At 61.5% G+C, this 25915-nt stretch carries 26 protein-coding genes and 2 pseudogenes; 18 read left to right on the top strand and 10 right to left on the bottom strand.

From position 1 onward, the window contains the following. Nucleotides 1-171 precede the first annotated feature (171 nt). Nucleotides 172-714: a hypothetical protein gene (locus E5X88_RS20875; protein WP_292164624.1), complete on the top strand. Its 543-nt coding sequence runs from the start codon at nt 172-174 to the stop codon at nt 712-714. 107 nt (nt 715-821) lie between these two features. On the opposite strand, the pseudogene E5X88_RS20870 reads toward E5X88_RS20875, so the two are convergent. After that, nucleotides 822-1724, bottom strand: a pseudogene (locus tag E5X88_RS20870) (ATP-binding protein); the annotation flags it as partial. 34 nt (nt 1725-1758) lie between these two features. Here E5X88_RS20870 and E5X88_RS20865 point away from each other — a divergent pair. Beyond that, nucleotides 1759-3321 carry a recombinase family protein gene (locus E5X88_RS20865; RefSeq protein ID WP_292164622.1) on the top strand — a complete coding sequence of 521 codons (1563 nt, stop codon included), beginning with the start codon at nt 1759-1761 and terminating at the stop codon, nt 3319-3321. 85 nt (nt 3322-3406) lie between these two features. On the opposite strand, the gene E5X88_RS20860 is transcribed toward E5X88_RS20865, so the two are convergent. Both E5X88_RS20860 and E5X88_RS20855 read right to left on the bottom strand, forming a co-directional pair. Beyond that, nucleotides 3407-4342, bottom strand: a complete 936-nt coding sequence (locus tag E5X88_RS20860; protein WP_292164620.1) for a nucleotide-binding protein — start codon at nt 4340-4342, stop codon at nt 3407-3409. Beyond that, the gene (locus tag E5X88_RS20855; protein WP_292164619.1) at nt 4332-4628 is read right to left on the bottom strand and encodes a hypothetical protein; all 297 of its coding nucleotides are present in this window, start codon (nt 4626-4628) and stop codon (nt 4332-4334) included. Before E5X88_RS20855 ends, E5X88_RS20860 begins: the two co-directional genes overlap by 11 nt. A gap of 142 nt (nt 4629-4770) precedes the next feature. Here E5X88_RS20855 and E5X88_RS20850 point away from each other — a divergent pair, with 142 nt between their 5' ends. Next, nucleotides 4771-5019 (top strand): hypothetical protein, encoded by a 249-nt coding sequence (locus E5X88_RS20850; protein ID WP_292164617.1) that lies wholly within the window; start codon nt 4771-4773, stop codon nt 5017-5019. A gap of 20 nt (nt 5020-5039) precedes the next feature. Beyond that, entirely contained in the window at nt 5040-5405 is a 366-nt protein-coding gene (locus E5X88_RS20845; RefSeq protein ID WP_292164614.1) for a hypothetical protein, read from the top strand. A gap of 15 nt (nt 5406-5420) precedes the next feature. Here the strand turns inward: E5X88_RS20845 and E5X88_RS20840 are convergent, their stop codons facing one another. Further along, nucleotides 5421-6233, bottom strand: a complete 813-nt coding sequence (locus tag E5X88_RS20840; protein ID WP_292164612.1) for a thermonuclease family protein — start codon at nt 6231-6233, stop codon at nt 5421-5423. Between the two features lie 166 nt (nt 6234-6399). Here E5X88_RS20840 and E5X88_RS20835 point away from each other — a divergent pair, with 166 nt between their 5' ends. The 3 genes from E5X88_RS20835 (at nt 6400) to E5X88_RS20825 (ending at nt 8957) form a co-directional block, all read left to right on the top strand. Beyond that, nucleotides 6400-7284: a hypothetical protein gene (locus tag E5X88_RS20835; protein ID WP_292164609.1), complete on the top strand. Its 885-nt coding sequence runs from the start codon at nt 6400-6402 to the stop codon at nt 7282-7284. Nucleotides 7285-7966: 682 nt separating this feature from the next. After that, complete coding sequence (locus E5X88_RS20830; RefSeq protein ID WP_292164606.1) at nt 7967-8128, top strand: hypothetical protein; 162 nt, start codon at nt 7967-7969, stop codon at nt 8126-8128. A gap of 196 nt (nt 8129-8324) precedes the next feature. Continuing rightward, the gene (locus tag E5X88_RS20825; RefSeq protein ID WP_292164605.1) at nt 8325-8957 is read left to right on the top strand and encodes a recombinase family protein; all 633 of its coding nucleotides are present in this window, start codon (nt 8325-8327) and stop codon (nt 8955-8957) included. On the opposite strand, the gene E5X88_RS20820 is transcribed toward E5X88_RS20825, so the two are convergent. From E5X88_RS20820 to E5X88_RS20810, 3 genes are read right to left on the bottom strand one after another with little or no spacing between them, the layout of a single operon-like run. Beyond that, a complete protein-coding gene (locus tag E5X88_RS20820) occupies nt 8884-10452 on the bottom strand; it encodes a hypothetical protein (RefSeq protein ID WP_292164604.1) in 1569 nt (522 codons plus the stop codon). The two genes, E5X88_RS20825 and E5X88_RS20820, sit on opposite strands and share 74 nt — an antisense overlap. Next, on the bottom strand, nt 10449-11504 hold the full coding sequence (locus E5X88_RS20815; protein WP_292164601.1) for a hypothetical protein: 1056 nt from the start codon (nt 11502-11504) through the stop codon (nt 10449-10451). Before E5X88_RS20815 ends, E5X88_RS20820 begins: the two co-directional genes overlap by 4 nt. Beyond that, nucleotides 11501-11872, bottom strand: coding sequence for a helix-turn-helix domain-containing protein (locus tag E5X88_RS20810; protein ID WP_292164600.1), 372 nt, complete (start codon nt 11870-11872; stop codon nt 11501-11503). Before E5X88_RS20810 ends, E5X88_RS20815 begins: the two co-directional genes overlap by 4 nt. Before the next feature lie 412 nt (nt 11873-12284). Between E5X88_RS20810 and E5X88_RS20805 the strand changes: the two genes are divergently transcribed. Both E5X88_RS20805 and E5X88_RS20800 read left to right on the top strand, forming a co-directional pair. Beyond that, entirely contained in the window at nt 12285-12752 is a 468-nt protein-coding gene (locus E5X88_RS20805; RefSeq protein WP_292164597.1) for a hypothetical protein, read from the top strand. Nucleotides 12753-12858: 106 nt separating this feature from the next. After that, nucleotides 12859-13782, top strand: coding sequence for a ParB/RepB/Spo0J family partition protein (locus tag E5X88_RS20800; RefSeq protein ID WP_292164594.1), 924 nt, complete (start codon nt 12859-12861; stop codon nt 13780-13782). A 100-nt stretch (nt 13783-13882) separates the two neighbouring features. On the opposite strand, the pseudogene E5X88_RS20795 reads toward E5X88_RS20800, so the two are convergent. Both E5X88_RS20795 and E5X88_RS20790 read right to left on the bottom strand, forming a co-directional pair. Further along, nucleotides 13883-14530: pseudogene (locus tag E5X88_RS20795) on the bottom strand (magnesium chelatase domain-containing protein); the annotation flags it as partial. Between the two features lie 284 nt (nt 14531-14814). After that, nucleotides 14815-15549 carry a cation transporter gene (locus E5X88_RS20790; RefSeq protein WP_292164591.1) on the bottom strand — a complete coding sequence of 245 codons (735 nt, stop codon included), beginning with the start codon at nt 15547-15549 and terminating at the stop codon, nt 14815-14817. A 65-nt stretch (nt 15550-15614) separates the two neighbouring features. On the opposite strand from E5X88_RS20790, the gene E5X88_RS20785 reads away from it, so the two are divergent. Beyond that, nucleotides 15615-16052: a helix-turn-helix domain-containing protein gene (locus E5X88_RS20785; protein ID WP_292164587.1), complete on the top strand. Its 438-nt coding sequence runs from the start codon at nt 15615-15617 to the stop codon at nt 16050-16052. A gap of 159 nt (nt 16053-16211) precedes the next feature. On the opposite strand, the gene gshB is transcribed toward E5X88_RS20785, so the two are convergent. After that, complete coding sequence (gshB, locus tag E5X88_RS20780; protein ID WP_292164584.1) at nt 16212-17153, bottom strand: glutathione synthase; 942 nt, start codon at nt 17151-17153, stop codon at nt 16212-16214. A gap of 232 nt (nt 17154-17385) precedes the next feature. On the opposite strand from gshB, the gene E5X88_RS20775 reads away from it, so the two are divergent. The 8 genes from E5X88_RS20775 to E5X88_RS20740 all read left to right on the top strand — a co-directional run bounded on the left by E5X88_RS20775 (nt 17386) and on the right by E5X88_RS20740 (nt 25899). Then, nucleotides 17386-18630 (top strand): glycosyltransferase family 2 protein, encoded by a 1245-nt coding sequence (locus E5X88_RS20775; protein ID WP_292164582.1) that lies wholly within the window; start codon nt 17386-17388, stop codon nt 18628-18630. Then, entirely contained in the window at nt 18627-19025 is a 399-nt protein-coding gene (locus E5X88_RS20770; protein WP_292164580.1) for a GtrA family protein, read from the top strand. Before E5X88_RS20775 ends, E5X88_RS20770 begins: the two co-directional genes overlap by 4 nt. A 251-nt stretch (nt 19026-19276) precedes the next feature. Further along, a complete protein-coding gene (locus E5X88_RS20765; protein ID WP_292164577.1) occupies nt 19277-21025 on the top strand; it encodes a GtrA family protein in 1749 nt (582 codons plus the stop codon). A 101-nt stretch (nt 21026-21126) separates the two neighbouring features. Next, the gene (locus E5X88_RS20760) at nt 21127-22476 is read left to right on the top strand and encodes an EAL domain-containing protein (RefSeq protein WP_292164574.1); all 1350 of its coding nucleotides are present in this window, start codon (nt 21127-21129) and stop codon (nt 22474-22476) included. Nucleotides 22477-22659: 183 nt separating this feature from the next. Then, nucleotides 22660-23427 carry an SDR family oxidoreductase gene (locus E5X88_RS20755; RefSeq protein ID WP_292164572.1) on the top strand — a complete coding sequence of 256 codons (768 nt, stop codon included), beginning with the start codon at nt 22660-22662 and terminating at the stop codon, nt 23425-23427. Beyond that, nucleotides 23424-24383 carry a 2-dehydro-3-deoxygalactonokinase gene (locus E5X88_RS20750; protein WP_292164570.1) on the top strand — a complete coding sequence of 320 codons (960 nt, stop codon included), beginning with the start codon at nt 23424-23426 and terminating at the stop codon, nt 24381-24383. Before E5X88_RS20755 ends, E5X88_RS20750 begins: the two co-directional genes overlap by 4 nt. Then, a complete protein-coding gene (locus E5X88_RS20745) occupies nt 24380-25021 on the top strand; it encodes a 2-dehydro-3-deoxy-6-phosphogalactonate aldolase (protein ID WP_292164568.1) in 642 nt (213 codons plus the stop codon). The genes E5X88_RS20750 and E5X88_RS20745 overlap by 4 nt, the downstream gene beginning before the upstream one ends. Further along, nucleotides 25018-25899, top strand: coding sequence for an SMP-30/gluconolactonase/LRE family protein (locus E5X88_RS20740; protein ID WP_292164565.1), 882 nt, complete (start codon nt 25018-25020; stop codon nt 25897-25899). The genes E5X88_RS20745 and E5X88_RS20740 overlap by 4 nt, the downstream gene beginning before the upstream one ends. Nucleotides 25900-25915: the final 16 nt, after the last annotated feature.

The following is a 25915-nucleotide window of genomic DNA, read 5'->3' as shown; positions in this document are numbered from 1 at the left end:
AGGCGCGTTGCAGGCATGCGCAGCCTGAATCACCCGATAGACATTAGAGATCGCTAAAGCGTCATTGTCCGGGTGCATGCGATCTGCTAGGATTTGACTATCGACAAACGGCTCTGGGAGGCCGTGCGTCCGACATCATGCACAAGATCAACTCAAAACCGGAGAACGGCCATGAAACGGCTTCTGACGGTCGCTGCCCTTTTGGCGGCGAGCAGTTTGTTCGCGATGCAAGGCGCAGCCGCCGATGACGCTGCGATGATCAAGAGCGCTGAATCTGCCGCACCCCCCGCTGTAGCAAGCGGCGCCACGATCCACGCTATGGATGAGAAGGGTGCAATGCGCACATTGCGCGAGGGCACAAACGGCTTCTGGTGCATGCCGGACAATCCGGCCTCGCCTGGCCCGGATCCAATGTGTGGCGATGCGAACGCGATGGAATGGGCAGCGGCGTGGATTGGAAAAAAGGAACCGCCCAAGGGCAAGGTCGGCTTCATGTATATGCTGTCCGGCGGCACCGACGGGAGCAACACCGATCCTTATGCAACAAAGCCCGAGGAAGGCAACAATTGGGTGGAGACCGGCCCGCACGTGATGATCGTCAATGCAACGGACATGATGCAGGGCTACCCGGCGGACCCCAAGCCGGACACGTCGAGGCCCTATGTGATGTGGGCGGGCACTCCCTACGCACATCTCATGATCCCGGTTAAGTAGCTGCTGCGAAAATGATTGGCGATAGCGGTCAGGCTGCGTAGCGTCAGAATGTGAGTCCCTTGCCGGCCCGGCCGCTTCCGGCTCGCCGGCGAAGGGGCAGGTCCTTGTCACGCCGCCTGCGCCATCCGCTCCGAGCTCATGCGGTAGGATATCGCCTCGGCCAGATGGATGCGGCCGACCGTCTCGCTGGCTTCGAGGTCGGCCAGCGTACGCGCCACCTTCAGCACCCGATGATAGGCGCGCGCGGAAAAGCCGAGTTTTTCGCTGGCATCCTTCAGCAGCGACAGGCCTGATGAATCCGGCATCGCGATCTCCTCGATGACGGAGGGCGAGCAATGCGCGTTGGTGGTGGCGGAGGTCGCGCCGAGCCGCTGGAAACGTTCGCGCTGGATCGTCCGGGCGCGTGCCACGCGCAGCGCGACATCGGCACTCTTCTCCGCCCGGTCCGGCCGGATCAGGTCGCTGGCCGAGACCGCCGGCACCTCGATCCTGAGATCGATTCGGTCGAGCAGCGGGCCGGATATCCGCGCCTGGTAGTCGGTGCGGCAGCGCTCGCCGCGCAGGCAGCGATAGCCAGGCTCGCCAGCCATGCCGCAGCGGCACGGATTCATTGCCGCGACCAGCTGGATGCGCGCCGGATAGGTGACGCGGTGGTTGGCGCGGGCGATCATGCAGTCGCCGGTCTCGAGCGGCTGGCGCAGCGCGTCGAGCGCCTGCGGCGAGAATTCCGGGAATTCATCGAGGAACAGCACGCCGTGATGAGCAAGCGACGCCTCGCCCGGCCGCACGCGCAGCCCGCCGCCGACCATCGCCGCCATCGAGGCCGAATGGTGCGGGGCGCGGAACGGCCGCCGGTCGGTGAGTTTTCCTTCGCCCAGCTCGCCGGCCACCGACGCGATCATCGAGACTTCGAGCAATTCCTTCGGCGCCAGCGGCGGCAGGATCGACGGCAGCCGCTGCGCCAGCATCGATTTGCCGGATCCCGGCGGTCCGATCATCAGCACGGTATGGACGTTGGACCTCTCACTCCTGTAAGGCAGCCCGATGACCAAGCACGTCGCCTCCCACATCACCAATCGCCCTAAAGCCTACTCCTATGTCCGGTTCTCGACACCTGAGCAGGCCAAGGGCGACAGCCTTCGGCGCCAAACGCAAGCAGCCGAGAGATACGCGGCACTGCATGGTCTCGACCTCGACGACGAACTGACGTTTCGCGATCTGGGCGTAGGGGCATTCAAAGGGGCGAACGTAGAGATAGGCCGCCTCGGCGCGTTCCTCGCGGCAGTCGAACATGACGACATCAAGTCCGGCAGCTACCTCCTCGTCGAGAGCCTCGACCGCCTAAGCCGACAGAAGCCGCGTAAGGCCGTGAAGGTGTTGGAGCGAATATGCGAGGCCGGCATTACTGTCGTCACCCTCGATGACCAACGGGTCTACACTGAAGCGGTCCTTGATGACGAGCCCTGGGCCTTGATGACTGCCCTCATGGTGGCTGCACGGGCGAACGAGGAAAGTACCAAGAAGGGGAAACGGGTTGGCGAGGCATGGGCGAACAAACGCCGCACGGCCGCCGAGAAGCCACTGACCGCCCTCTGCCCCGGATGGCTCACGTTACGCCCCGACCGTAGCGCCTACGACCTCATAGACGACCGGGCGGATACTGTGCGGCGGGTGTTTGACCTTACGCTGGCCGGGAGGGGACAAAACGCTATCGCGGAAACGTTCAACCGCGAAGGCGTTCCGATGTTTGGCAGGGGTAAGATGTGGCACCGGACTTACATCGCGAAGATGCTGTCCGACCGCTCGACCATCGGGACGCACACGCCTCACACGGTCGAGGTGATCGATGGTAAGAAGGTCCGCACGCCGACCGTGCCTGTTGAAGGTTACTTCCCGCCGGTGATCGATCGGGAGACGTTCGACCGCGTGTCCTCGCTGAGTAACGGCCGCCCGGCTCAACGGCATCGAGAGGGCTCTCTGGCAAACATCCTCGGGGGCCTTGCGAGGTGCCCTCAGTGTGACGCCACAATGACCCGCGTGAACAAGGGCACGAAGAAGGGTGGCAAGCCCTACTTGGTCTGCACCATGGCGAAGGCCAAGAAGCGCTGCGACTACCGCCAAGTCCGCCTTGAAGACGTGACGGCGACCATCATTCAGAAGGCCGGCGGCTTGTTTGGACTGCTCCCCGCGCCCAAGGCTGAATTGCAGAGGCAATGGGACAGCACGGTTGCAGCAGAAGCCGCAGTCAGTGACACGATTGAGAACCTAACGGCAGCGATTGAGCGGGCAGGACATTCCTCCGCCCTCCTCAACCGCCTGCGGAAGAATGAAGCCGCCCACAAGGAGCTTAAGCGCACTTTGACGGACCTTGAAGAGCGCATTGCTGACGTACAGACCAATCGCGTTCAGGAGACCCTTGGGCGGCTTGTGGACGCCACCGAGGCGGAAGAAGGTAGCTACGACCTGCCGATGATCAACGCCACGCTGCGGCAGCTATTTGACAAGGTCGTCATCGACTACCTCCAAGGCTACCTATGGCTGCACTGGAAGCACGCGCCGGGGGAGGTTTCGAGCCTCATGTATGCATGGCCGAAGGAAACGCACTGACACTGTGATGGATGAGCTAAGGATAGACTTCGGACGTTGAACGGCGGAAGGCGGGCCAGCCTAAACTGCAGTGCTCAAGAGCGCCTCAGCCGAACATGCGATTGGCGTCGAAATTCAGCTTGGCGGCTTTCATTTCCAGGACGAGCTTTGCCTTCCACCCTTCTGAGGGGTCTAAGTCAATGTAGAGGACCCCGTAAAGGTCGGATGGTATTTCGACATTGCCTTTGCGGAGCAGGCATACTCTGCCTCGCCCAAGGTGCCCGGCAAAATACCCAAGCTCAAAGATAACGTTTTGCCGTGCCCTATGGTTCTGTTCAGTCGCAGCCTTGGATGCACCCACATCGTCTGGGGTGAGCAGTATGACTGCAAAGGCCACCTCACTCGCGATCTGCTCATACTTCTCGATGATCGTACGACCTTGATTTGGTTCCTCTTGGAGGACTACGGGCACGAGGCCAAGTCTCTCAAGAAATCGCGCGAGGCCGTGACGGGCGCCGTCATCGTGGCCGTGAACAATGAAGACCTTGTTCGAGCCCGATCCAGTCATTCGCCCCTCCCGGTGGTTTTGCGATACGGGCAACACCAAAGGGATGTCGCTGCCGTTCCTGCTCTCAACGTAGGATTTGTAGTCACGTACGAAGGGGATCAACAGTTGCCGCACGACTGAGTGGATTGCCTCGCTGAGTTTGCTGCCAGAGTGATAGTAGCTGTGGCCGAGGGTGAGCATCAGTTCAGGCTTCTCGGCGAACCTGAAGATCAGCAGCAGCGTCAGGCCAAGCGCCTCTTGGGGGTCATCTGGCCAATCGAGGGTGTCCGAGCCCACGAGGCCTCCGCGCGGAGTTTGAGCCCCAAGGAACTTATCCAGATCGAGACCGACGGTCAGCTTGGCGTTGATCTCGGCAAGGTCGGGATTTTGCAACAGACGGGCCAGTGCCTTGAGGGGCCGCTGGTAAGTCTGATACTGCGATGCCTGGAGATCGAGCAGCGCGTTATTCATCTGCTTGAACAGGTCAGTCGCCATCGACTTCTTCGTCCTGCCCCAGCCGCGCCTCTGCGGCCCGATCCAAAATCCCCTGCCGATATTGCTCCTTCATGCCCTCGATCAGAGGCGCAATCACAGGGTTCTTCTCATAAGGGCCAAGTCGCTCGTCAATCATTGATCCAACGCTCTGAATGGCGGCTTCAATACTGGCTGGGTCGTCGGGATCGAAACTCACAGTCGCCAGCTCACCGTCGACCTCCCTGAGAGCCTTTTGAGCTTGCTCAAGTGTCTTGGTCAGTTTGTCGAGCCCCGTTATTTTGATCATTGCAGTCCCCATCAATTAGCAATGTTGCATACAATGCACAGAGGTAGATACGACGTAGCGTCAATTGTGCCAGAACATCATGCGACTTGACCAGTCGTTGACCTCGCCTAATCAGTCGAACATCGGAAACAGGGGCGGGAACATGACGCAGACTATCATCACCCAGAAACTCACAGAGGCAGGCATCCTTGGCGTGATCCTGATACTCGTCGGCCCGGCAATCGTCGGCTTCGCGTTAATGGGACTTTCCGGGGCCAGACGCAGCTTCGATGGCGTGCCACCCGATGTGACTTGGCTCTACATCGTCGCAGCACTCGGCGTCGTCCTGTCAGCGATGGCTATGCCTCTCATCATCGTGGGCAGGCAGTACACAGTTACCAAAGCTGAATAGATGGGTTTGGGATCGCCCGAATGACCGAGATAGCGGACGATCTCAAGGCGCTCACGACGTTGATGAACGCCTTGCAGAGGTTCAACCAATTCGACCCCAAGATGCAGGTCTCGACGGTTCTGACGCTCTTGGAGATAGCGGCGGCAGAAGAAGCCGACAAAGAGATTTCCGTCCAGGACATCGAGAGACAGGTAGGCCTCCAGTCCGGCACCGCGTCTCGCAACTGCTACTACTGGGCTGAAGGCCACAAGGACATGACGGGAGGGCACGAGATGGTGCGCATCGATTTCGATCGGAGCGACCGCCGAAAGCGCTCCCTGACGCTAACCAACAAGGGGCGGGCATTCATTAGAAGTCTCGCTTCGGACCTCAGGAAGAGGGTCTGATTACACCGGCTCAGGTTATGACCCGCACCACGGGCGAGGTGTCGGCGGGCAGCTTGTTGCGCCGCAGATGAACGGCACCGCCAATCCCTCCGAAATCAGCACGTCACCGACGTCCTGCCCGTTGGCGAACAGCGAGCCGCAGCTTCGCCCATAGTTACAGCGGTCTGTGCCCTCGGTCCCCGCAGGACAAGAACAAGGGATCATCTGCAATTCGAGCTTTGCGGAAGCGACCAGTTCGGTCAGGCGTGCCTTCGCTCGACGCCCAAGGGCTGCTTCAACCGTGCACCTCGGCTCGATGCTTTCGGGGGCATTGAAGCCGACCAGCCGGGTTCCCTTGGCAGCACCGTCGAGCCGGATAGTGTCTCCGTCCGTTATGGTGAACTGTGTTCTGGCAAGCGGTGCCCTGTCTGCCACGTCTGACCTCGCGAACGACGGCATGCTTGGCCAAGTGAAGTGCCCGCCCTTGATGACGAACGAGTAGATCAGGGAACCGATGACCAGTGCCAGAACGATCCCGAACGTTCTCGCGAACCTGGCTGCCAAGTACCGCGCCTCGCGAGCGAGTGGGCTGCGCCAACGGCGCGGTCGCCAGCGCGGCGGCGATGGGGGATTGTTCGGGCGAGATTGCGACGGCGCGTAGGCGCTTGGCGGTGCGGGGCCTATGATCTCGTAGAGCTTCGCCCACTGCTTAGCGCTCAGCCGTGTGCGCGGTCCGTACTTCACCAACCGGTCGCGCATGTCGAGGAGGAATTGTCGTTGCCATTGGCCAAGGCGGCCGCGAACAAGTGCAGCCTCGATACGGGACTTCAGCTCGTCCTCGGGCTCCATTCCGATGGCCCCACTCCTCCCTAACAATACTGGGTAGCCGGCTGGATGTGAATAGGGGCGGAGGAGCCCCACAGATCGATAGCCTGTGCAAAGGCCTTACTCTAAGTTGAAGACCCACCCGGTGGGCAGTACCGTATTGCGCTTAGCTTTGGGGTAGAGGCTGCAGATGGGCGTCGTAAACAAAGAAATACCACTCGGTTCCTACACGGTCTCAATCGAGAGTGTGCGGAAGATTTACAAGGGCCTCCAACGCACTGTTGACGAAGAGGCCGACCTTGCTCTGGCAAAGTGGGAGTTGCTACCCGATCAAACCAAGGAGCAGTCTGAGGCTCAAAAAAAGGAAGTCCGGGCGAAAGCGTTCAAAGTCACTGTGAGCCTCTATGCTGAAGATGGCTCCCGCACCTATGGAGAAACTGAGGAAATCTTCGATCTTCCTGAGGACGCCCCTTTCGTCACGAAGATCTATATGACCAATCAAACCTCCTTCAAGGCGATTGCAAACACCAACCCGGCAAACCTGTTCGAGCTGATGCTTGATTTTTCCCAGCCCCCGCTCCTCGATGCCAACAACGTGGTCTCAAGCCCTACCTACAATGCAAGCAAACTGACCATTGGCAGCGTCCGCGAAGGCTGGCTTGCAGGCATCGAGAAGATCGTTCTGAGCCACCTCGACAAACGGCACAGGTTCAGGACCCGGCTTCACGCGCCGTTCGCCTACGACCACGGATTGATAATCTTCGGATTTCCACTTGGTTTCTATGCTTGCTGGCTGGCGTCCGACCTCGTGGACAAATGGACGACCAACAATCAATTTTTGAGGACCGCTGCCTATGTCTACATCGTCGTCGCGAGCCTTTGGGTTTATCGGGTCCTATTCGGTTACACGAAATGGGCTTTCCCTCTTGCTGAACTGAAGGAACAGCGCGGCCGACCTAAGGTCCATAGAGCGTTCTGGTGGGGGCTCGTCCTGCTGTTGGCCGGTAAGGTCTTCTGGGATTTCTTCGATCCCTACCTCTCCATTTCGCACTGGTTTGGACCGCCGAGCCCGTAGCCGGGTCTCAAAGATCGGAGAGCAAGACGCCTTCCTCCTTGGTGTCCAAACGGAAGCATCTCCTGATCAAGGGCTCAAGGCTCCTCAAGTCCGATGCCGGGGTGGCCCTCGACCTGCCGGCCGCCCGGTGTGGCGGTCCACCACTGTCCAGCCCGCAGGGTCTTCCTTCATGCTATCAAGGAAGATAGGGGGCGGAATTTTTGCGGCAAACATTTGAGCGGGGGATCGGATGATCGGTTCACGCCGAGACCCCCCCTTGCCCCCCGCTCACGACAAATCAAACGCCTGTCGCAGTCGACGAAACGCGGATCAGTCCGGGGCGCGTCGCCCTTTGCGACGTGAGCAAACATAATTCATCACAGGCCCTTGTTTGTCGGTCCAGCGATCACCAACTCATGTCGCAGAAATGAGGACCGGGATGGGTGGTATTCCCCCAAACCGGACCGACCACCAAGGTCAGTTCCGCCGCCAGTGGTCAACAGAACCGTACAAGCCACCATCCCTTGCCGATAGGGTTTAGTCGGCAGACTTCTTCGGCTGATAGGCGCTACTCATCGCAAGAGGAGATGGTGCCGGCGGAAATCACCGAGAAGGCGAGCTTTGACCAACATGGTCGAGGACGCTTTCCGGTGCTTGTCAGCCCCCAAAAGCATTCTCGCCCCCAAAGAGAAGGCTTTTGTGAATGAGCATTCCTCCCTCCCTGACTACCATCGGCGTTGTGTGCGCGGTCGTGTACTTCGGCTTGGCCGGCTATGCCGGTACGCCCCCGTCCGCCGCCGGTCGTGATTTCCTCCTCGCCGTTATCGCTGCGATCGCTGCCACCATGATCTCGAAGCTTGATTAGCCTTGGCAGGGGCCACCTGGCCCTTGGCTGCGACGGGCATAGTCGGTTCGATCCCGATCGCCTCCGTCGGGGCCGGGCTCAGTTCTCTTGGGTGTGCCCTTTCCGAACCGGGTCGAAGCTGGTTCGATAAATAGCTGTTGACCAGTCAAATCGAACCGTGTATTAGCGAACCAGTCAAACCGAACTGGAGCGAGCTATGACATTCATTCGAGCCTACCTTAGGGCCTCGACTAAGGAACAGGACGCAGGGCGAGCGCGGGGTGATCTTGAGGCGTTCTGCCGGGAGCGGGGTCTGACAATCGCCGCTACCTACGAGGAGAACGAGAGCGGGGCTTCGCTGCACAGGCCAGAGCTGTTTCGGCTGCTCAGGGACAGCAAGCCCGGCGATATCTTGCTCACCGAACAGGTGGACCGCTTGAGCCGACTGTCGGACAAGGATTGGGACCAGCTCAAGCGCGAGATCAAGGACCGAGAGGTCAAGGTCGTCGCACTGGACTTACCGACCTCGCACATGATGCTGAAGACCGAGGACGCCTTTACCGGGCGCATGTTCGATGCGATCAACGGGATGCTGCTCGACATGCTCGCCGCCATCGCCCGCAAGGACTACGACGACCGACGCCGCAGGCAGGCTCAGGGGATCGCTAAGGCGAAAGCTGAGGGACGCATGAAGGGCCGGCCCGAGGATGCTGAGCGCAACGAGGCCATACTGAACATGCTTCAACGCGGCCAAAGCTGGAACTCGATCGTGAGTGCTACTGGGTGTTCACGTTCGACGTTGGCGAAGATTGCAAAGCGGCTTCCGAACCAGTCGATAGCGCTGGAATAATGTGAGGCTTAGCGAGTGCCGCCTCTGCTTCGATCAACACACTGTCGTCAGTGAGTGCAGCCTTGCTACGGCTATCCCGAGCCTCTTTGAGAAGTGCCTTAGCCTCGGGTAGCCCCGCAATGGCAGCTTCGCGAGCGAGGTAGGTTTGAGCTATCGCAACATGCTGCACCCTGTGCTGTTCGCGGAAGCCTTCGATCGCTGCGCGATAGTGCATAACGCCTGAGGCATGGTCTCCCCGGCGCATAGCCAATAATCCCCGGTTTGCTTCGCTTACGAACCAAGTGGGTTCTTCGCTCTTAATGATGCCACGCAAGCTATGCTCAGCCTCCTTCATGCGCCCCAGATGGATCAGCGCGAAGGCTCTATTATTCAACAACCAAGGCGCGTTCGGCCGGATCAGCAGACCTTTCTGTGCGATCGTCAAAGCCTCGGTGTATTTGCCGGTCGCGGCCGCCATTCCAGACGACACCTCGAATGGACGAATTGAGTATGGTTCCGAGGCTGACCATCTTTCGCAGGCCTCTGTGACACCTTGAACCTTCTTTTCCCGCAATAGATGTAGTGCCGTAGCCTCGCCTCCATCATTGCTGGACGTTAGCCTGCGCTCGGGGACGAGTTCAGTTCCGAAGAAGGGTGATGCCCACTCGGCCTGTGCCAGCGAGTTACCCGTTGGGTTGAGTAAGCTCTCGCGAAAGAAATCACGCGCTTTCTTCCTTCCGCCGGCCACGAGTTCTAACGTGCCCAGCGCGCTCGCCAGTTCGGTTGCTTGCCTCGGCCGCAGGGTCCCCGATTTGATCAGAGCCCGCCCCTGTCCAAAGAAACGTGCTTGTCGTTGCGCCAACTCAGCAATCGACATTTCGGCGGACATCAGCCACGGATCGGTTGGCGTCCGTGCGCTTCTAAGCAGAATGTCGTGAGCAAACTCGGGCTCGTGGAGGTGTAGAAACAGACGGGCGGCCGACCGCAGCACATGGCGACTGTCGGGGGCGAGTTGCAGCGCGACTTGCATCGAACGGCGAGCCGCCGCCCGCTTGCCGCTGATTACATCGTGCAATGATAATTCGACCCAAGCCAATGGGTTCGTTGAATACGCACGTGCCCTGGCCCGCCAGATTGCCTTGTCGGCACTGTCGTGGACTTGTAGACCTTCCGGAATGTCCTCGAGTTTCCCAGCCCGCTTCAATGCCAGCCCGGCAAGACGACGAACCGGGAGGGTCGCGGTAGACGAGGGGGAAATGAGAAAGCGTGCTGCGGAAACCGCCTCGCTCTCAAGCCCCTCAACCAATGCGGCCTCAAGCAGTTCACCCGCCGTGATAATGGAAGGATTAACGCGCCATTCGCCCAATTTGTCGATCAGAGAGGGCACCAAAGTCGGTTGCTCGTACTTCTCCGATACCGGCGACGGAACGGAAAGCTCGCCAGCCTCGATTGTCAGGGCAAGACTTCGCCAACGGGGCACCACCCGCCTTGGAACGGCAAAAGGCGATGGGATCATGCAGCCCCCAAGCGCGTCGCCACGCGAGCCTTGATTTCCAAAATGTCCACTGTGTGCGTCAGTTCGGCGATGTATCGTTCGAGGGAGTATTGGTCAGCGCGTCCAACGCTCTTCGGATGCCCACGCCTCGGCAGCTCGGGATTGCATAGCTGCTTCACGAAGCTCATCAGGTACGTCCTTACATCAGCGGGCAGCATGCCCTCCAGTTCTTCGAGGACCCGCGCAAATGCCTCTTGAACATATGGCAAGACACCATCGTAATCCGAGCGCCACTTGGTCCAGTGGTGTTGGGGGTCCAGTCGAGCCATGATTGACCCGGTCATGTTCGTTCCAGTGAACAGGAATGCTGCCAAGTTCCCAAGCATATAGAGATCGGTTCCCATACGCCGGGGCACGAAGTCGGGCGCTACATAGCCATAGAGCAGCTCGGGCGGCGCATATGAGCGATCTCCGGGGAAGCGCAGATCATCGTGCCAGATGGCATTGCCCCGCTTTGACGAACGACCGAAGTCGGCGATTTTGAAGGCACCGTCATCGTATGCCAGCACATTGGACGGCTTCACGTCCTGATGAGCGATGATCTCTCGGTGAACCTGAGCCAGCCCAAGACACACACTTCGCAGGGCGCGCATGCACCAAACCAAGTCTGAAGCCTCGGCCTCATCCATCTGGCATCGAATGTCTCCGGCCGCCTGCTCGAACACAAGGTAGTAGACGCGCCCCTCTACGGGACCCATTTCTGGCACCTCGACATACCCATGGTCGATCGCGACAGCTACGTGAGACAGCCGCTTGCCGCGACAGTGTTCAAGAACGTCCCTCTCATGCTCGTATGACGCGATGAGGGTGCCCAACCTCTTCAGAGTTTCCACGCCAGCTTCGAATGCTTCTGAGAAGTCAAATGCCTTTATGAAAGCGACCCGCCCGTCCTTCTCAGCCAGATAGCTGTTCGAGAAGGTGCCGCCCGACCCATTCGGGTTTCGAGGCAAGTTGCGAACGACCTTCCAACCACTTCCAAGAACAAGTCCTTTGAGTTGCGCGGACGCCGTCATGCGGCTTCTCCTTCGATGCCTGAGGTCGGTCCGTCAACGTTGATGATAGCCATAATTGCGTGGTGACCCTCTGGCGTCAGATAGAGGGCGCGCCGTCGGGGATCGTCTGCGCTTATCTCCTGTGTAACCAGGGCAATTGGCGGTTCCGCTGCATCTGTCTGATAACGCCCTGCAAGCACCGCGACATAGCGACTTGCCGACGCCTGCGGGGTGTTGGTCTTCTCGGCCAGTTCATTGACTGAGAGGCCGGGGTCGGCGGCTATCGTCAAAAGGCTCACCAAGTGGTCGAGGTTAAGACCACGGAGAGAGGCAATCGCATCCTTAAGTCGAAGCAGGCGCGCTCGTTGGGTCGCGTTGATGTCAGGCATATACCCTCCATATCCAGAATTGGATATATATTCTATTTTGATTTCATATTCAAGATCGACTGGTTTGATCTTTCGGCTGTGACAATCAGGCCAGCTTCGGCCCGCTCAAGCACCTGCTACACCCGCACCGCTGCCCTGAGGCGCGGGGTGGTCATTTTGAGGAACACGAGAATTGACGAATTGGACGGCGAGGCGTGAACGAAAGGCCGAGGTGAAGGGCCGGGCTCAGGAGCCGAGCAGCATGTTTAGCCGCTGTCGCGTTGTCGAATGCAGCAGGCCGGCCAGAGCGGGCACAGAGGACGGGCTGGACACTCGGTTCTGTCGGTCCCACGCGGATCACTACTCGCGCCATGGGAGCCCATATAGGCCCTCCTATGGGGCACGAGAGGTCGCACCATACCGGGCCGCAGCGATGGCGTGGGTGGAGGCCCACGGCGATGACACCTATGTCCGCAATGCGGTCGACCGTGTGGCCACCTTGCTGCGCGCCTCAGGGCCGCATGTGGAGGCGTTTAGGCTTCGCGGACTGTCTCCTCAGGACCGCGCCAAGGCCGCCTGGGCGAGGCTGCGAAGGGCCGCTGTGGACCCACGCCGGGTGGTAGCGGCTTGGCTCGCAATCGAGATGATCCTTCGGGACGATCCAAAGGCCGAGAGCAAGATCGAGTTCAAGCGAGTGCAGGCGGCGAAGCTGATCCACAAGATGGCTTCAGGGACACACAAGAGGTGGGGCGAGGGTTCGAACGTGAAGGAACTGCACGTCTATCCGAGGTCTCGGGGACGGGTCCTGAGGCACGTTGGCGAGGAGCTTGAGCAGGCGTGCGAGCTTCTTGTCGAACACCGTGGGCGCGATCTACCCCGACCGCAATCTGATAGGACGTGACCGTCTTCTGGCCCAGCTCATCCGAGCGACAACTCTCCCGGCCAACCAATGTACACCCGGAAAGGATACAAAGATGACAGGCGCAGGGCGGCAGCGATTGCCGCAAATGGAGCCCGCGCAGCGGCTGATCGAGGAGCTGGAGAAGGAGTGGACGGAGCAGCAGACGATCCTTCGGCGGTGGCGCGAGGACGGCGTCAAGTTCGATCTTGAGCGGCCTGAGAAGCTCGACATCAGGGCGATCAGCCTTGTGCCCGAGCTGTTCCAGCCCCGAGACGGGATCAGCGAGAAGCACGTCGCCGACCTGACAAAGGCCATTAAGAACGTCGGGGAGCTTGATCCGTTGACGGTGATTGTCGTCGGCAGGCGGACCATCCTGATCGACGGACACCACCGCGTAGAAGCCTATGGACGCGCTAAGTGGGGCCGAGAGGTGGCGGTGCGGTACTTCGACGGGTCACCCAGCGCGGCCGTTCTGGCAGCGAGCGAGGCCAATTCTGCCGTGAAGCTGCCCATGGAAAGCCGAGAAAGGCAGAACAGAGCGTGGAAGCTCGTTCTTATAGGGCGCTACTCCAAGCCCGAAATTGCCAGAGCGGCGGGAGTATCCGAACGGCAGGTAGCCAACATGCGGTCGGTTGTGAAGCAGCTTGGCGATGAAGCCTTTGCCCATAGCAAATCTTGGTTCCGAGCCAGGAATGCGGCGAAGGGCGGGTATCAGAATATGGACGAGGCAGAGGCGTCCGTCTGGCAGGACGAGTTGGCTCAACGGTATGCCGACGGCATGGCGAAGATGTTCTCAACCAAGATGGCAGATAACCCCCAAGTCGCTGCGATGGCCCTTGAGAAGTACTTCGGTAGGCGGCTTCCGGAAGTGTGGAGGGAACTGAGGGACTTTGTGGACGTCCGCGAGATTGAACTTGAAGACGCCGCCGAGGAGGCAGCAGTGGAGGCTGAGGAGTTCCGCATCGGAGCTGTGGCAAAGCCCATCAAGACCCCAGGACCCGACGAAGCAAGCCGCCGCGATGAGTTCTGAGCAATGACAGGGATGCAATCCTTATGGGATGCATTTTGCACCCCCGCAGTCAACCGAATGGCAAGCGAGACCACGGCCCAAAATGGGGGTCTTGCGTCCACAACATTAGCAGGTTGTGGCCGCCGGCCGCCGCCACCTCCAGCGCCCGCTTGGCGGTCTCCTGGCCCTTGATGTCGGCGAGATCAGGAAGGTCGCGCGCCGAAGCGTGGATGCCGGCCTCAGGCCGCGACAGAACCTGCGTGCCGCGAAAATGATTGGCGATGGCGATCAGGCTGCGCGGCGCCAGGATGTCGAAATCCTTGCCGGCCCAGGCCGCTTCCGGCCCGCAGGCGAAAGGACAGATCAGGCCCTTGCCCTCGGCATTGGCGCCGATCGCCGCCGGCAGCGCGCCGGCCACCGCGGCGATGGTGCCGTCGAGCGACAACTCGCCAAGCACGACATAACCGGCCAGCATGTCGCCCGGAATGGCGCCCAATGCCGCCATCAGGCCGAGCGCGATCGGCAGGTCGTAATGACTGCCTTCCTTGGGCAGGTCGGCCGGCGCCAGATTGACGGTGACTTTCTTCGACGGCATCGACAGGCCCGACGCATGCAGCGCCGCCTGCACCCGCTCGCGGCTTTCGGCCACCGCCTTGTCGGCCAGGCCGACGATGTGCATGTTGACCTTGCCCGGCGCGATCATCACCTGCACGTCGACCGGCACGGCCTCGATGCCCTGGAAAGCGACCGTACGGACCCGCGCAACCATCTTCTGCCCCCGGATACGGGCTCGCCCGAGCCCATGCGATCATGCCGCGAACGGCGTCACCGCAGACAACCACAGATTTATCGCCAAGGCAAGAACATTACAGGAACGGCTGAACGGCGCGGCTGCAAAGGAAGCGGCCGCAGATGCGCTACCCATGAACGCAGTCACAGCGTGCTGCTGCGGCGCTTTCCGTCGAAATATCACCCGGCATGCGCACGGTCGGCTTCGGCGTCAAACCCGGAGATGGGCATGGTCGCGCGCAAGTGCGGCTGTACCACTCACACCTACTTTGCTGCCGCGGAATGAGGTGTCTGTCCCTGGTGATATTCGCTCCAGGCTTGCCGCAGGATCTGCACCGATGAGGTCAAAAAGGTCCCCGCCATGGCCGCGGCCACGATCAAATCGGGCCACGCCGTTGCGGTTCCCCAAACCCCTAGCGCAGCAAGCATCACCGCCGTGTTGCCGATAGCGTCGTTACGGGAGCATAGCCAAACCGATCGCACGTTCGCATCTCCGTCCTTGTACGGCATCAGAAGGCCGACAGATGCGAGGTTGGCGGCAAGGGCCAGGAAGCCAATGACACCCATCACTTCGGCGCTCGGCACGCCAAGGACAAGCGTCTGATAGACGGTGGAGCCGAAAACCCAGAGGCCCAACAGGCTTAGCGAGAGACCCTTGAACAAGGCAGCGCTTGCTCTTGTTCGCAATGACGCGCCAATGACGGCAAGGCTGAGGCCGTAAGTGACGGTATCGCCCAAGAAATCCAGCGCGTCGGCTTGCAGAGCCTGCGATCCGGCGAGCTGACCCGCGACCATCTCGGTCAAAAACATCGCCCCGTTGATGCTGATGACGGTCCAGAGCACCCGCTTGTAACGCGGGTCCATGCCGTCGAAGACCGGCACGCCGCCTGAACAGCAAGTGTCTACGACCTGCGCAACCGCGTCCTTCTTTGCCGGAAACACCAATGGCGGCGGGGCGCAACAGATGTCCGTTTCGCGATTGCAGCAGTCGTCAGCCATGCGGTGTCTCCTTTTCGAAGGGCACCGTAGTCCCTATAGTGACTAGAGGTTCAAGAGGTTTTGAGATGGATTTTTCGATTGGCGAACTGGCACGGCGCACCAGGGTCAAGGTGCCCACCATTCGCTACTACGAACAGATAGGGCTGCTACCATCACCGCCGCGCTCGGAGGGCCAACAACGACGCTACGATGCAAGCCATGCCGCTCGGCTCAACTTCATCCGCCATGCTCGCGAGCTAGGCTTCGAGATAGGTGCCATACGCGAGTTGCTGGCAATGAACGCGAAGCCGGACCAGTCCTGCGTGGGGGTTGACGAAATGGCGCGGCGGCACATTGCCGAGATCGATCGCCGCATTGCGCACCTGACGACGCTGCGGGCGGAATTGCAGCGTACGGTCGATGAATGTGGGCGCGGACGCGTGTGTGAATGTCGGGTGATCGAAACCTTGGCCGATAGCGGTCACGATCACAGTAGACCGGCCGAACTCTGGTCACGACGATAGAGAATCCGCACGAGATCGACATTGCCAGCACGGCCTTGCTGCAAAAGAACTGCCATGCCTTGACGTTCGGTCCGCAAGTGGCGACCCGAAGGGCGAGCAGTGACTAACAGAAGTTTGCTTTCCGCTCACGGAACGCGGCCGGTTTCGGAAGCAATGAGGCTACTTGCGTTTGTCCTCGACCGCGTCCCAGAACAGGCTGGCGATGTCGGCGCCGCCGAAGCGCTGCACCTCGCGAATGCCGGTCGGCGACGTCACGTTGATCTCGGTCATATAGTCGCCGATCACGTCGATGCCGACGAGGATGAAGCCGCGCTCTTTCAGCGAGGGGCCGATGCGGGCGCAGATCTCACGCTCGCGCGTCGTCAGTTCGGTTTTTTCGGCGCGGCCGCCGACATGCATGTTGGAGCGTGAATCATGCTCGGCCGGCACCCGGTTGATGGCGCCGACCGGCTCGCCGTCGATCAGGATGATGCGCTTGTCGCCCTTGCGCACCTCCTTGAGGTAGCGCTGCACGATATAGGGCTCGCGGAACATCTGGCCGAACATCTCGAGCAGCGCGGCAAGATTGCGGTCGGCCTCGTGCAGATGGAAGATGCCGGCGCCGCCATTGCCGTAGAGCGGCTTGACGATGATGTCGCCGAACTCCCTGCGGAAGGCGGCGACCTCCAGCGGATCCTTGGTGATCAGTGTTTCCGGCATCAGGTCGGAGAACTCGGTGACGAAGATCTTTTCCGGGCTGTTGCGCACCCAGGCCGGGTCGTTGACCACCAGCGTCTTGGGATGGATGCGCTCAAGGATATGCGTGGTGGTGATGTAGTTCATGTCGAAAGGCGGATCCTGCCTGAGCAGGATGACATCCATCTCCGACAGGTCGGTGCGCACTTCTTCGCCCAGCGAGTAGTGATTGCCCTTCTCGTCGCGGACCTGCATTTCCTCGATGCGGGCAAACACCTTGCCGTCGCGCAGCGACAGCCGGTCGGGCGTGTAATGGAAGAGCTGATGGCCACGACGCTGTGCTTCCAGCGACAGCGCGAAGGATGTGTCGCCGGCAATCGAGACGGTGGAGATGTGGTCCATCTGGACGGCGATTTTCAGAGGCATGGCGGATCTCCGGCGGATCGGATGAGCATCTGTGTTTGCCTGTACAGGCTCGCCGGGCATCTGCCAATCGCGACATTTTAAGGATTGCCAGCTGCAGGCCGGGCCTGTCGGTCGGTTGGAGACAAAGCGAGGCTGTGCGTCATCGTTTTCTTAAACCTTGTCGTGCAAGGATAGGCGCCAAATGCTCTCCGGCCGGACAGACGCCATGCCGGGAGCTCCCGATGGAACAACGATGAACGCCGTCACCACCATCCGCGCCGCCTCGACCAGACCGCTCGAGCTCACCATCCTCATGCCATGCCTCAATGAGGCCGAGACGCTTGCCATCTGCATCGGCAAGGCCAAGGCCTTTCTCGACAAGGCTCAGATCTCAGGCGAGGTGCTGATCGCCGACAACGGCAGCACCGACGGCTCGCAGCAGATCGCGGCGGCAAGGGGCGCACGCGTCGTGCAGGTGGCACGAAAGGGTTATGGCGCCGCGATTCTGGGCGGTATCGCCGCCGCCAGGGGCCGCTTCATCATCATGGGCGATGCCGACAACAGCTATGACTTCGGCGCGCTGGAAGCGTTCGTCTCGCGCCTGCGTGACGGCGCCGATCTGGTCATGGGCAATCGTTTCCAGGGCGGTATCGAGAGTGGCGCCATGCCGCCATTGCACCGCTATCTCGGCAATCCGGTGCTCAGTTTCGTTGGCCGCCTGTTCTTCCGCATCAAGACAGGTGATTTCCACTGTGGCCTGCGCGGGTTCAACACCGAGAGCATCAGGAAGCTTGATCTGCAGACGACCGGCATGGAATTCGCGAGCGAGATGGTGGTGCGTGGCGCTCTTGCCGGCCTGCGCATCGAGGAAGTGCCGACCGCACTCAAGCCTGACGGTCGCAGCCGGCCGCCGCATCTCAGAACCTGGCGCGACGGCTGGAGGCACCTGAAGTTTCTGCTGGTGTACAATCCACGCTGGATGTTCTTCATTCCGGGCACGGTCCTGTGCTGTCTTGGCACGCTGTTTGCGGCGCTGCTTGTGTTCGGGCCGCTTAGAGTGATCGACAATCTCTCGCTCGACCTGAACACCTTCGTCGCCGCCTGTTTCATGGTGGTGACCGGCGTCCAGCTCATCACCTTCGGCGCCATTTCGCGCTACTATGCCGAGATAACCGGCATTCTGCCGCGCAGTCGGCATTCCGGCTGGTTGACCAGAACCATCAGCACCGACCGTCTCGCCGCCAACGCCGGCATCTGCTTTGCCGGCGGCATCCTGTTCTTCGGCTATGCCGTTCTGCGCTGGGCACATCTTGGTTTCGGCCCCCTGAACGATTCCGAAATCCCCCGCATCGTCGTGTTGGGATTGAGCCTCATCGTCATTTCATTCCAGGCATTCTTCTCGGCATTTCTGCTCGGGGTCCTAGAAATCCCGGTTACGCGGCTGAAAGCTGGCTCCGCCGGCCGATCCGACAATTCGTCGACGTGCGAAGACTCATGAACCAAGCACTGCCAGTCTTCGTCCAGACGCGCCTGGTCCGCTTCCTGACGGTCGGCGCCGGCGCCGCCCTGCTGCTGTTCGTTCTTTCGTGGTTCCTGGTTTCACTCGGCCTTTCGCCCTTCCTCGGCAGTGTCGTCGCCTATGCGATCACAGTCCTTGTTGCGTATTGCGCGCAGCGCGGCTGGACATTTGGTGGAAAGCACGATCATGCCCGCGCCATGCCGCGCTATTTTGCGCTGCAGGTTGGATGCGCGGTGTTTTCGGGCCTTGTGTCGCATGTGGCGGTAACACGTTTCGGCATGTCGCCTCTTTCCATGTCCGCGCTGATGACGATCGCAGCTAGCGCTGTAAGCTTCGTCCTGTCGTCCCTATGGGTATTTCCGGCGCGTGGCTAATGCATGTCGCCCAAAAGCAAGGGTGCGCACCGATTTCAGGATAACGACATGCATAAAGAACAAGGGCTTAAAGCGCGACGCACAAATCCTTCAGACGCGACACGCTTTGGTACGCTTTGCGTCCGGTTTTACGCTTTGTTGAACTGACCGGCGCTAGCCTACGCCGTTGAACACAGGCTGAAAGCCATCCCATGCCCGATGCTGTAATGCCTTCCAAAGGGACTGCTCGTATTTCCTGGCGAACGGACCTCATGCTGGCGCTGCTTGCCACGCTGGTGGCGTTCGCCGTCAATGCCTCGGTCGGGTTTCCGGAATTGACCAATGCCCACGGCGACAACGACAGTCTGCTGCGTCTGGTCGAGGTGCGCGACTTGCTGGCCGGCCAGGGCTGGTTCGATCTGCACCAGTACAGGATGGGGCTCGAAGGCGGCTTCGTTATGCATTGGTCGCGGCTGGTGGATGCGCCGATCGCCGCCATCATCCTTGCCGCGTCGGCTCTGACCGGCGACATGGCTCTGGCCGAGAATGTCGCCCAAGTGCTGTGGCCGGCGCTGCTCTTCTGCCTGGCGGTGTTTTTCATCATTCGCGGGGCGCGCAGCTTCGCCGGCAAGAGCGCCGTGCTGCCCGCTGCCGTCGTCGGCGCGGCGGCGCTGCATTTCATAGGCATCTTTTCGCCAGGCGCGCTCGATCATCACAATGTCCAGCTCATGCTGACCATGGCCAGCCTCAGCCTGCTGCTTGAAGCCCCTGCGCGGGGGCCGGCGGCGCTGTTTTCCGGCGTTTGCGCCGCGCTGATGCTGGCCGTCGGCATGGAAACGGCCCCCTATGTCGCCACCCTCGGTGCCTGCGTCGCGATCCTCTTCGCCTTTGACGGGGATGGCGAAAGACGGGTCTCCAGGGATTTCGGCCTTGGTTTTGCCGGCGTTTCCGCTCTCGTCTTCGTCGCCACTGTTCCCGTCTCCGCCTGGGGCCAGGCACAATGCGACGCCTTTTCGGCCGTGCAGTTCGTCGTTGCCATACTGGCCGGAACCGGCCTTGCCGCGATAGCCTCGATCGATGCCGCCGGTCGCATGCGCCGGCTGGTGTCGCTTGGCATCCTTGCCCTCGCGTTGGGCACGGTCGTCTTGGTGCTGTTCCCGCAATGCCTGGCGGCTCCTTACGCGAACCTCGATCTGCGTCTCATTGAGCTGTGGCTCGATCATATCGACGAAGCCCAGTCGCTGTTCGAGCTTGTCGTCCACGATCCGGCCAGCGTGATGGCGCGTTATGTCACGCCGGCAGTCGCGCTCGTCCTGATGGCGCTTCGCCTTGGCGGTGGCGGCTGGCGGCGGCAGGACAGCCTTGTCGGTGCGCTGCTTGTCATGGCGTTCGTCGTCAGCGCCTGGCAGGTGCGTGGCTCGACATTCTCGGTCGCGTTGGCGGTCATCCCGCTTTCCGCCTGGATCGCCAGCTGGCGTCAGCGGGCCGAGGCCAGCCCTTCGCGCAGCGTGGCGCTGCGCATGGCCGCCGTCTGGCTCGTCTCGGTGAATGCCGTCTGGACGGGCGCCGCGGCGGCGGCCTCGGTGGTGTTCGAAGCCGACAAGACGGTGGCCCATGACGGCGGTGCCGACATGGGCTGCCTGAGCCAGGCCTCCTTTGCAGCACTCGACCATTTGCCGGGCACCACGGTGCTGGCAATTTCCAATCTCGGCTCGCCGATCCTCGCCTATTCCGGCCATCGCGTCTTCGCCGGGCCCTATCATCGCAACATCGCCGGAAATCTGCTTGCGCTCGACGCCTTCCTGGGGTCGGCTGTCGATGCCAGGGCGATCGCGGAAACGCATCACGTCGGCCTTGTCGCGCTTTGTCGGGGCAGTACGGAAAGCACGCTTCTCGCCGCCAAGGCGCCGCAGGGTTTTCTTGCAGGGCTGATGCGCGGCAGCGTGCCGGACTGGCTCGAACCAGTCACGCAAATCAGCGGAGGTTCCGTCGAATTGTACCGCGTCCGGCTCGACCGCTGAAGTAGTTCTTCACCTGTGAAAGAAATCGATTTTTGGGATACGTTTCCTAAACGGTTTGCTGCCAGTCTCGGAATGGCTCCGACGTCAAAACAGGGACACCGATGCAAACGACGTTTGGCACCGGGCAGGCAGGCAGGGAAAGCACGGATCTGGCCTTTACCGATCCGTTGACCGGACTTGGCAATCATCGCCGCTTCTTCGACAAGGTCGATCGCCTGATCAGCGACCGCGCCGACGATCCGGCGCCGTTCACCGTCGGCATCCTTGACCTCGATGGCTTCAAGCCGATCAACGACCTGTTCGGACACAAGGCCGGCGACGACATCCTGATCCAGGTGGCGATGCGGCTGCGCGCGTCGATGGACAGTCATTCCATCGTCTGCCGCATCGGCGCTGACGAGTACGCCTTCCTCTATCCGATGGTGTTCAGCGAGGAGGCCGCGGCCGACAGGTCGCGTATGCTGATCGAGATCCTTTCGGCGCCCTACGATGTCGGCGAACGCACCGCCAGGCTTTCAGCCTCGGTCGGCTGCTCGATGTTCTATTCGGGTGACGAGACCACCGAAATCCTGGTCAGCAAGGCTGAGACGGCGCTGTATCATGCCAAACGTTCGGGGCGCGGGCGGGTCGTCGTCTATACACGCGAGATGGAAGAGGCGGCCAAGCGCGCCACCCACATCGAGCAGGCTTTGCGCCGCGCCGTCTCGGCCGGCGAGGTCGAGCCGCATTTCCAGCCCATCGTCGATCTCAAAACCCGCCGAGTCATCGGCTTTGAGACGTTGGCGCGCTGGACCGATCGCGACCTCGGTTCGGTCCCGCCGACGGTCTTCATTCCCATCGCAGAGGAGCGCGGCATCATCGGCCCGCTGTCGCAGCTTGTGCTGCGCAAGGCGACCGAGGCGGCTAGGAGCTGGCCGAAAGATCTGTTCCTGGCCTTTAACCTGTCGCCCTCGCAACTCGTCGACCAGAACACCGGCCTGCACATATTGGCGATCCTCGACCGCACCGGCTTCGACCCGCGCCGGCTGGAGATCGAGATCACCGAGACCGGCCTGATGAATGATCCGGCCTCGGCCGAGAAGATCGTCGACGATCTGCGTCGCGTCGGTATTCGGGTCTCTCTCGACGATTTCGGCACTGGCCAGTCCTCGCTCGGGCGCCTGCGCGAATTCCATTTCGACAAGCTCAAGATCGATCGCGCCTTCGTCTCCTCCATTCTCGATGACCGCCCGTCGGAACACATCATCCGGGCGATCCTGGCCATGTGTGAGGGGCTCGGCATGGACGTGGTCGCCGAAGGCATAGAGCAGGAAGCGCAGGCCGAGCGCCTTGTCCAGTTCGGCTGCGCCGGCGGGCAGGGGTTCCTGTTCGGCAGACCGGTCGATGCCGATGCCACACTCGCCTATTTGCGAAATTCGGTCCGCGGCGCCTTGCGCGCCAAGGCGATCTGACGACCGGTTGCGCTGCCGCCGCGATGCGGCGTCCTTTTGTCAGACATAAGCCCAAAAATTCGCATTTCACCCTTGCTACCCAGACATGGCTGGATAGGATGCGCGCCGACCAAACCACAGCGCCGCGTCCGTTTGGACCCGCAAAGGACGCTGCAGCCCTTTTGATCTTGCGGAGAAGAAATCATGATGCCATCGGCGCGTTTTGCCGACCTTGAAGGCGCTTCGGTGCTGATCACCGGCGGCGGCTCCGGCATCGGCGCGGCGCTGACGGAAGGTTTTTCCCGCCAGGGAGCGAAGGTCGCCTTCATCGACATCGCCGACGGCCCGAGCGCAGCACTGGCCGACCGCATCGAGAGGGATCTCGGCCGGCGACCCCTCTATCTCAAGACAGACATACGCGACATCGAGGCGCTGCGTGCATCAGTCGCCAGCGCCGCCGAGGCGCATGGCGACATCACCGTGCTGGTCAACAATGCAGCACTTGACGATCGCCACGCGGTGGAAGACGTCACGGTGGAATTCTGGGACAACAACCAGGCGATCAATCTGCGTCCGCATTTCTTCTCCGCACAGGCGGTGGCGCCGGGCATGATGCGCGCCGGCGGTGGCTCGATCATCAACTTCACCTCGACGTCGTTTCTGATCAACCACCCCGACATGCCGGCCTATACCGCGGCCAAGGCCGGTATCGTCGGCCTGACCAAGGGGCTGGCCGGCAAGCTTGGCGTCGACGGCATTCGCGTCAATGCGATCGCACCCGGCTGGGTGATCACCGAGCGGCAGAAGGAGCTCTGGGTCACCGAACAGGCGCTCGCCGCCCACGTTGCCAAGCAATGCATCAAGCGGGTGATGCAGCCGGAAGATATTGTCGGCACGGTGCTGTTCCTGGCGTCGGACGCTTCGCGCATGCTGACGGCTCAGATGCTGATCGTCGATGGGGGCTTCCTTTGAGCCTGGGATTTCCGGGCAAGGCGCCGGCCGTCGCGGCGGTCGATTGGGGCACCACCCGCCTCAGGGTCTGGCTTGTCGATGAGGCCGGAAACGTCCTTGCCGAACGTCGCGGCGACGATGGGCTGATCACCGCGCAGGCCGCCGGCTTTTCGACCATCCTCGAAGGACATCTGACGGCGATGGGCGCGCCGGAAGCGATGCCCGTCATCATTTGCGGCATGGCCGGCTCCCGCCAGGGCTGGCTGGAGGCGCCCTATGTTACCGTGCCGGCGCCGATTGGCGCCATCCTGGCGGGTGCTACGCGCATTCCCGGCCAGCGCCGCGACATCCGCATCGTGCCGGGGCTTGCCCAACGCCAAGCCGACGCACCCGACGTCATGCGCGGCGAGGAAACGCAGCTTGCCGGCGCCGGTTTGCCGGCAAAGGGCCGCCATCTCGTCTGCATGCCCGGCACCCACTCCAAATGGGTCCTGGTCGAGGACGGCACTGTTGCCGGTTTTGGCACCTGGCCGACCGGCGAGCTGTTTTCGGTGCTGGCGACGCATTCGATCCTGCGGCACTCGCTGGGCGAGCAGCCCAAGCCGGTTGCACCAGGGCATCCGTTCTTCCGGCGTTGGTGCGAACAAGCGCTGGCCGATGGCGGCGATGTCACGTCGAGACTGTTCTCGATCCGCGCCGCGGGCCTGCTGCAGGAGCTGAAGCCCGATGATGCCGCTGCTTGCCTGTCCGGGCTGCTGATCGGCGGCGAGATCGCCTCGGCCAGTCGCCGCCATGGAAACGGCGCGTCGTTCGTCGTGCTGGTCGCTTCCGGCGCGCTCGGCGCGCTCTACACTGAAGCTCTTGGCCTTGCTGGTCTTGCGGTTCGGACCGTCGATGCCGATGAGGCGGTGCGTGCCGGCCTGGTCGAGGCGGCGCGTGAAAATGGCATGATTGCTGGAAGCGGAGTTGCCGCATGACCGAGACCGCACCTTTTCCGAAGCTCGGGCGCGGGCTTGTCGCCATCCTGCGCGGCCTCAGACCGGACGAGGCGGTGGCCGTCGGCCGGGCGATCTTCGAGGCCGGCATCGAAGCGATCGAAGTACCGCTCAATTCGCCGGACCCGTTTGCGTCGATCGCCAGCATTGTCGAGGCTCTTCCAGTGACAGCATTGGTCGGCGCCGGGACTGTGCTGACATCAGCCGATGTCGATCGCCTGCACAAGACCGGCGGGCGGCTGCTGGTCAGCCCCAACATCGACGCCGAGGTCATGGGCCGCGCGATGAATTACGGCATGGTGACGATGCCCGGCGTGTTCACGCCGACCGAGGCCTTCCAGGCGATCCGGCTCGGCGCCTCGGCGCTGAAATTCTTCCCGGCGAGCGTACTTGGCGCGGCGGGGATTGCGGCGATGCGCGCGGTTTTGCCCGCCGAGACACTGGTCGGCGCGGTCGGCGGTGTTTCGGAAAAGGACTTTGCCGGCTACAAGGCGGCGGGCGTCAGCGTCTTCGGCCTCGGCTCCAGCCTGTTCAAGCCTGAAATGAGCGTCGACGAGGTGGCCGCGCGGGCCCGTGCTGCCGCAGGAGCCTGGGACGCGGCGTTTGGAGCCGCGCGATGAGCGAAGTCATCGTTTCGGTTTTTTCCGACCATGTCTGCCAGCTCGGCGAAGGGCCGAGCTATGATCCCGCCACCGATACGCTCTACTGGTTCGACATCGTCAACGGTCAGCTTCTGGAAAAACCCCTTTCCAGCGATGTGGTCAAGATCCATGAGCTTGGCCAGATGGCCAGCGCCATCGCCGTCATCGATGACACCAGACAGCTGATCGCCACCGAAACCGGCTTGCATGTCCGTGACGTGGCGACCGGCAAGCTGACGCTGCACACGCCGATCGAAGCCGACAATGCGGTCACCCGCTCGAACGATTCGCGTGTCCATCCCTGCGGTGCCTTCTGGGTCGGCACGATGGGCAAGGGCGAAGAAAAAGCCGCCGGCTCGATCTACTGGTTCTTCAGGGGTGAACTGCGCCGGCTTTATTCGGGCATCACCGTGTCGAACTCGATCTGCTTTTCCGAAGATGGAACGGTCGCTTATTACACCGATACCAGCACCGGCCTGCTGATGCGGGTCGACTGCGATCCGGCGACCGGCCTGCCGGCTGGCGAGCCGAAGATCTTCGTCGATCACCGCAAGGCCAAGGGCTATATCGACGGTTCGGTGCTCGATCGCGATGGCATCTTGTGGAACGCCTGTTGGGGCGGCAGCGTCGTGGAAGCCTACGGCCCCGACGGCAGGCTCGTCCGTTCGATCGCGACGCCGGTGACGCAACCGTCCTGTCCGGCCTTCGTCGGCAGGAATGCCGACCGCCTGGCGGTCACCTCCGCCTGGTCGGGGAAGGATGAGAAACAGCGCCTGCTGGACCCGCAAGCCGGCATGACGTTTCTGCTCGACATTCCGGTCAACGGCCGCATCGAGCCGCGCGTGCTGATTGCCTGAGCACATCTAACTGTCG

Origin of the sequence: Mesorhizobium sp. (genome assembly GCF_004962245.1) — a bacterium.
Lineage (GTDB): Bacteria > Pseudomonadota > Alphaproteobacteria > Rhizobiales > Rhizobiaceae > Mesorhizobium.
This window is presented reverse-complemented; position numbering and strand designations above follow the sequence as displayed.

Coding starts and splice junctions, on each gene's coding strand:
- E5X88_RS20875 (WP_292164624.1), top strand. CDS start 172: ATGAAACGGCTTCTGACGGTCGCTGCCCTTTTGGCGGCGAGCAGTTTG.
- E5X88_RS20865 (WP_292164622.1), top strand. CDS start 1,759: ATGACCAAGCACGTCGCCTCCCACATCACCAATCGCCCTAAAGCCTAC.
- E5X88_RS20860 (WP_292164620.1), bottom strand. CDS start 4,342: ATGGCGACTGACCTGTTCAAGCAGATGAATAACGCGCTGCTCGATCTC.
- E5X88_RS20855 (WP_292164619.1), bottom strand. CDS start 4,628: ATGATCAAAATAACGGGGCTCGACAAACTGACCAAGACACTTGAGCAA.
- E5X88_RS20850 (WP_292164617.1), top strand. CDS start 4,771: ATGACGCAGACTATCATCACCCAGAAACTCACAGAGGCAGGCATCCTT.
- E5X88_RS20845 (WP_292164614.1), top strand. CDS start 5,040: ATGACCGAGATAGCGGACGATCTCAAGGCGCTCACGACGTTGATGAAC.
- E5X88_RS20840 (WP_292164612.1), bottom strand. CDS start 6,233: ATGGAGCCCGAGGACGAGCTGAAGTCCCGTATCGAGGCTGCACTTGTT.
- E5X88_RS20835 (WP_292164609.1), top strand. CDS start 6,400: ATGGGCGTCGTAAACAAAGAAATACCACTCGGTTCCTACACGGTCTCA.
- E5X88_RS20830 (WP_292164606.1), top strand. CDS start 7,967: ATGAGCATTCCTCCCTCCCTGACTACCATCGGCGTTGTGTGCGCGGTC.
- E5X88_RS20825 (WP_292164605.1), top strand. CDS start 8,325: ATGACATTCATTCGAGCCTACCTTAGGGCCTCGACTAAGGAACAGGAC.
- E5X88_RS20820 (WP_292164604.1), bottom strand. CDS start 10,452: ATGATCCCATCGCCTTTTGCCGTTCCAAGGCGGGTGGTGCCCCGTTGG.
- E5X88_RS20815 (WP_292164601.1), bottom strand. CDS start 11,504: ATGACGGCGTCCGCGCAACTCAAAGGACTTGTTCTTGGAAGTGGTTGG.
- E5X88_RS20810 (WP_292164600.1), bottom strand. CDS start 11,872: ATGCCTGACATCAACGCGACCCAACGAGCGCGCCTGCTTCGACTTAAG.
- E5X88_RS20805 (WP_292164597.1), top strand. CDS start 12,285: ATGGCGTGGGTGGAGGCCCACGGCGATGACACCTATGTCCGCAATGCG.
- E5X88_RS20800 (WP_292164594.1), top strand. CDS start 12,859: ATGGAGCCCGCGCAGCGGCTGATCGAGGAGCTGGAGAAGGAGTGGACG.
- E5X88_RS20790 (WP_292164591.1), bottom strand. CDS start 15,549: ATGGCTGACGACTGCTGCAATCGCGAAACGGACATCTGTTGCGCCCCG.
- E5X88_RS20785 (WP_292164587.1), top strand. CDS start 15,615: ATGGATTTTTCGATTGGCGAACTGGCACGGCGCACCAGGGTCAAGGTG.
- gshB (WP_292164584.1), bottom strand. CDS start 17,153: ATGCCTCTGAAAATCGCCGTCCAGATGGACCACATCTCCACCGTCTCG.
- E5X88_RS20775 (WP_292164582.1), top strand. CDS start 17,386: ATGAACGCCGTCACCACCATCCGCGCCGCCTCGACCAGACCGCTCGAG.
- E5X88_RS20770 (WP_292164580.1), top strand. CDS start 18,627: ATGAACCAAGCACTGCCAGTCTTCGTCCAGACGCGCCTGGTCCGCTTC.
- E5X88_RS20765 (WP_292164577.1), top strand. CDS start 19,277: ATGCTGGCGCTGCTTGCCACGCTGGTGGCGTTCGCCGTCAATGCCTCG.
- E5X88_RS20760 (WP_292164574.1), top strand. CDS start 21,127: ATGCAAACGACGTTTGGCACCGGGCAGGCAGGCAGGGAAAGCACGGAT.
- E5X88_RS20755 (WP_292164572.1), top strand. CDS start 22,660: ATGATGCCATCGGCGCGTTTTGCCGACCTTGAAGGCGCTTCGGTGCTG.
- E5X88_RS20745 (WP_292164568.1), top strand. CDS start 24,380: ATGACCGAGACCGCACCTTTTCCGAAGCTCGGGCGCGGGCTTGTCGCC.
- E5X88_RS20740 (WP_292164565.1), top strand. CDS start 25,018: ATGAGCGAAGTCATCGTTTCGGTTTTTTCCGACCATGTCTGCCAGCTC.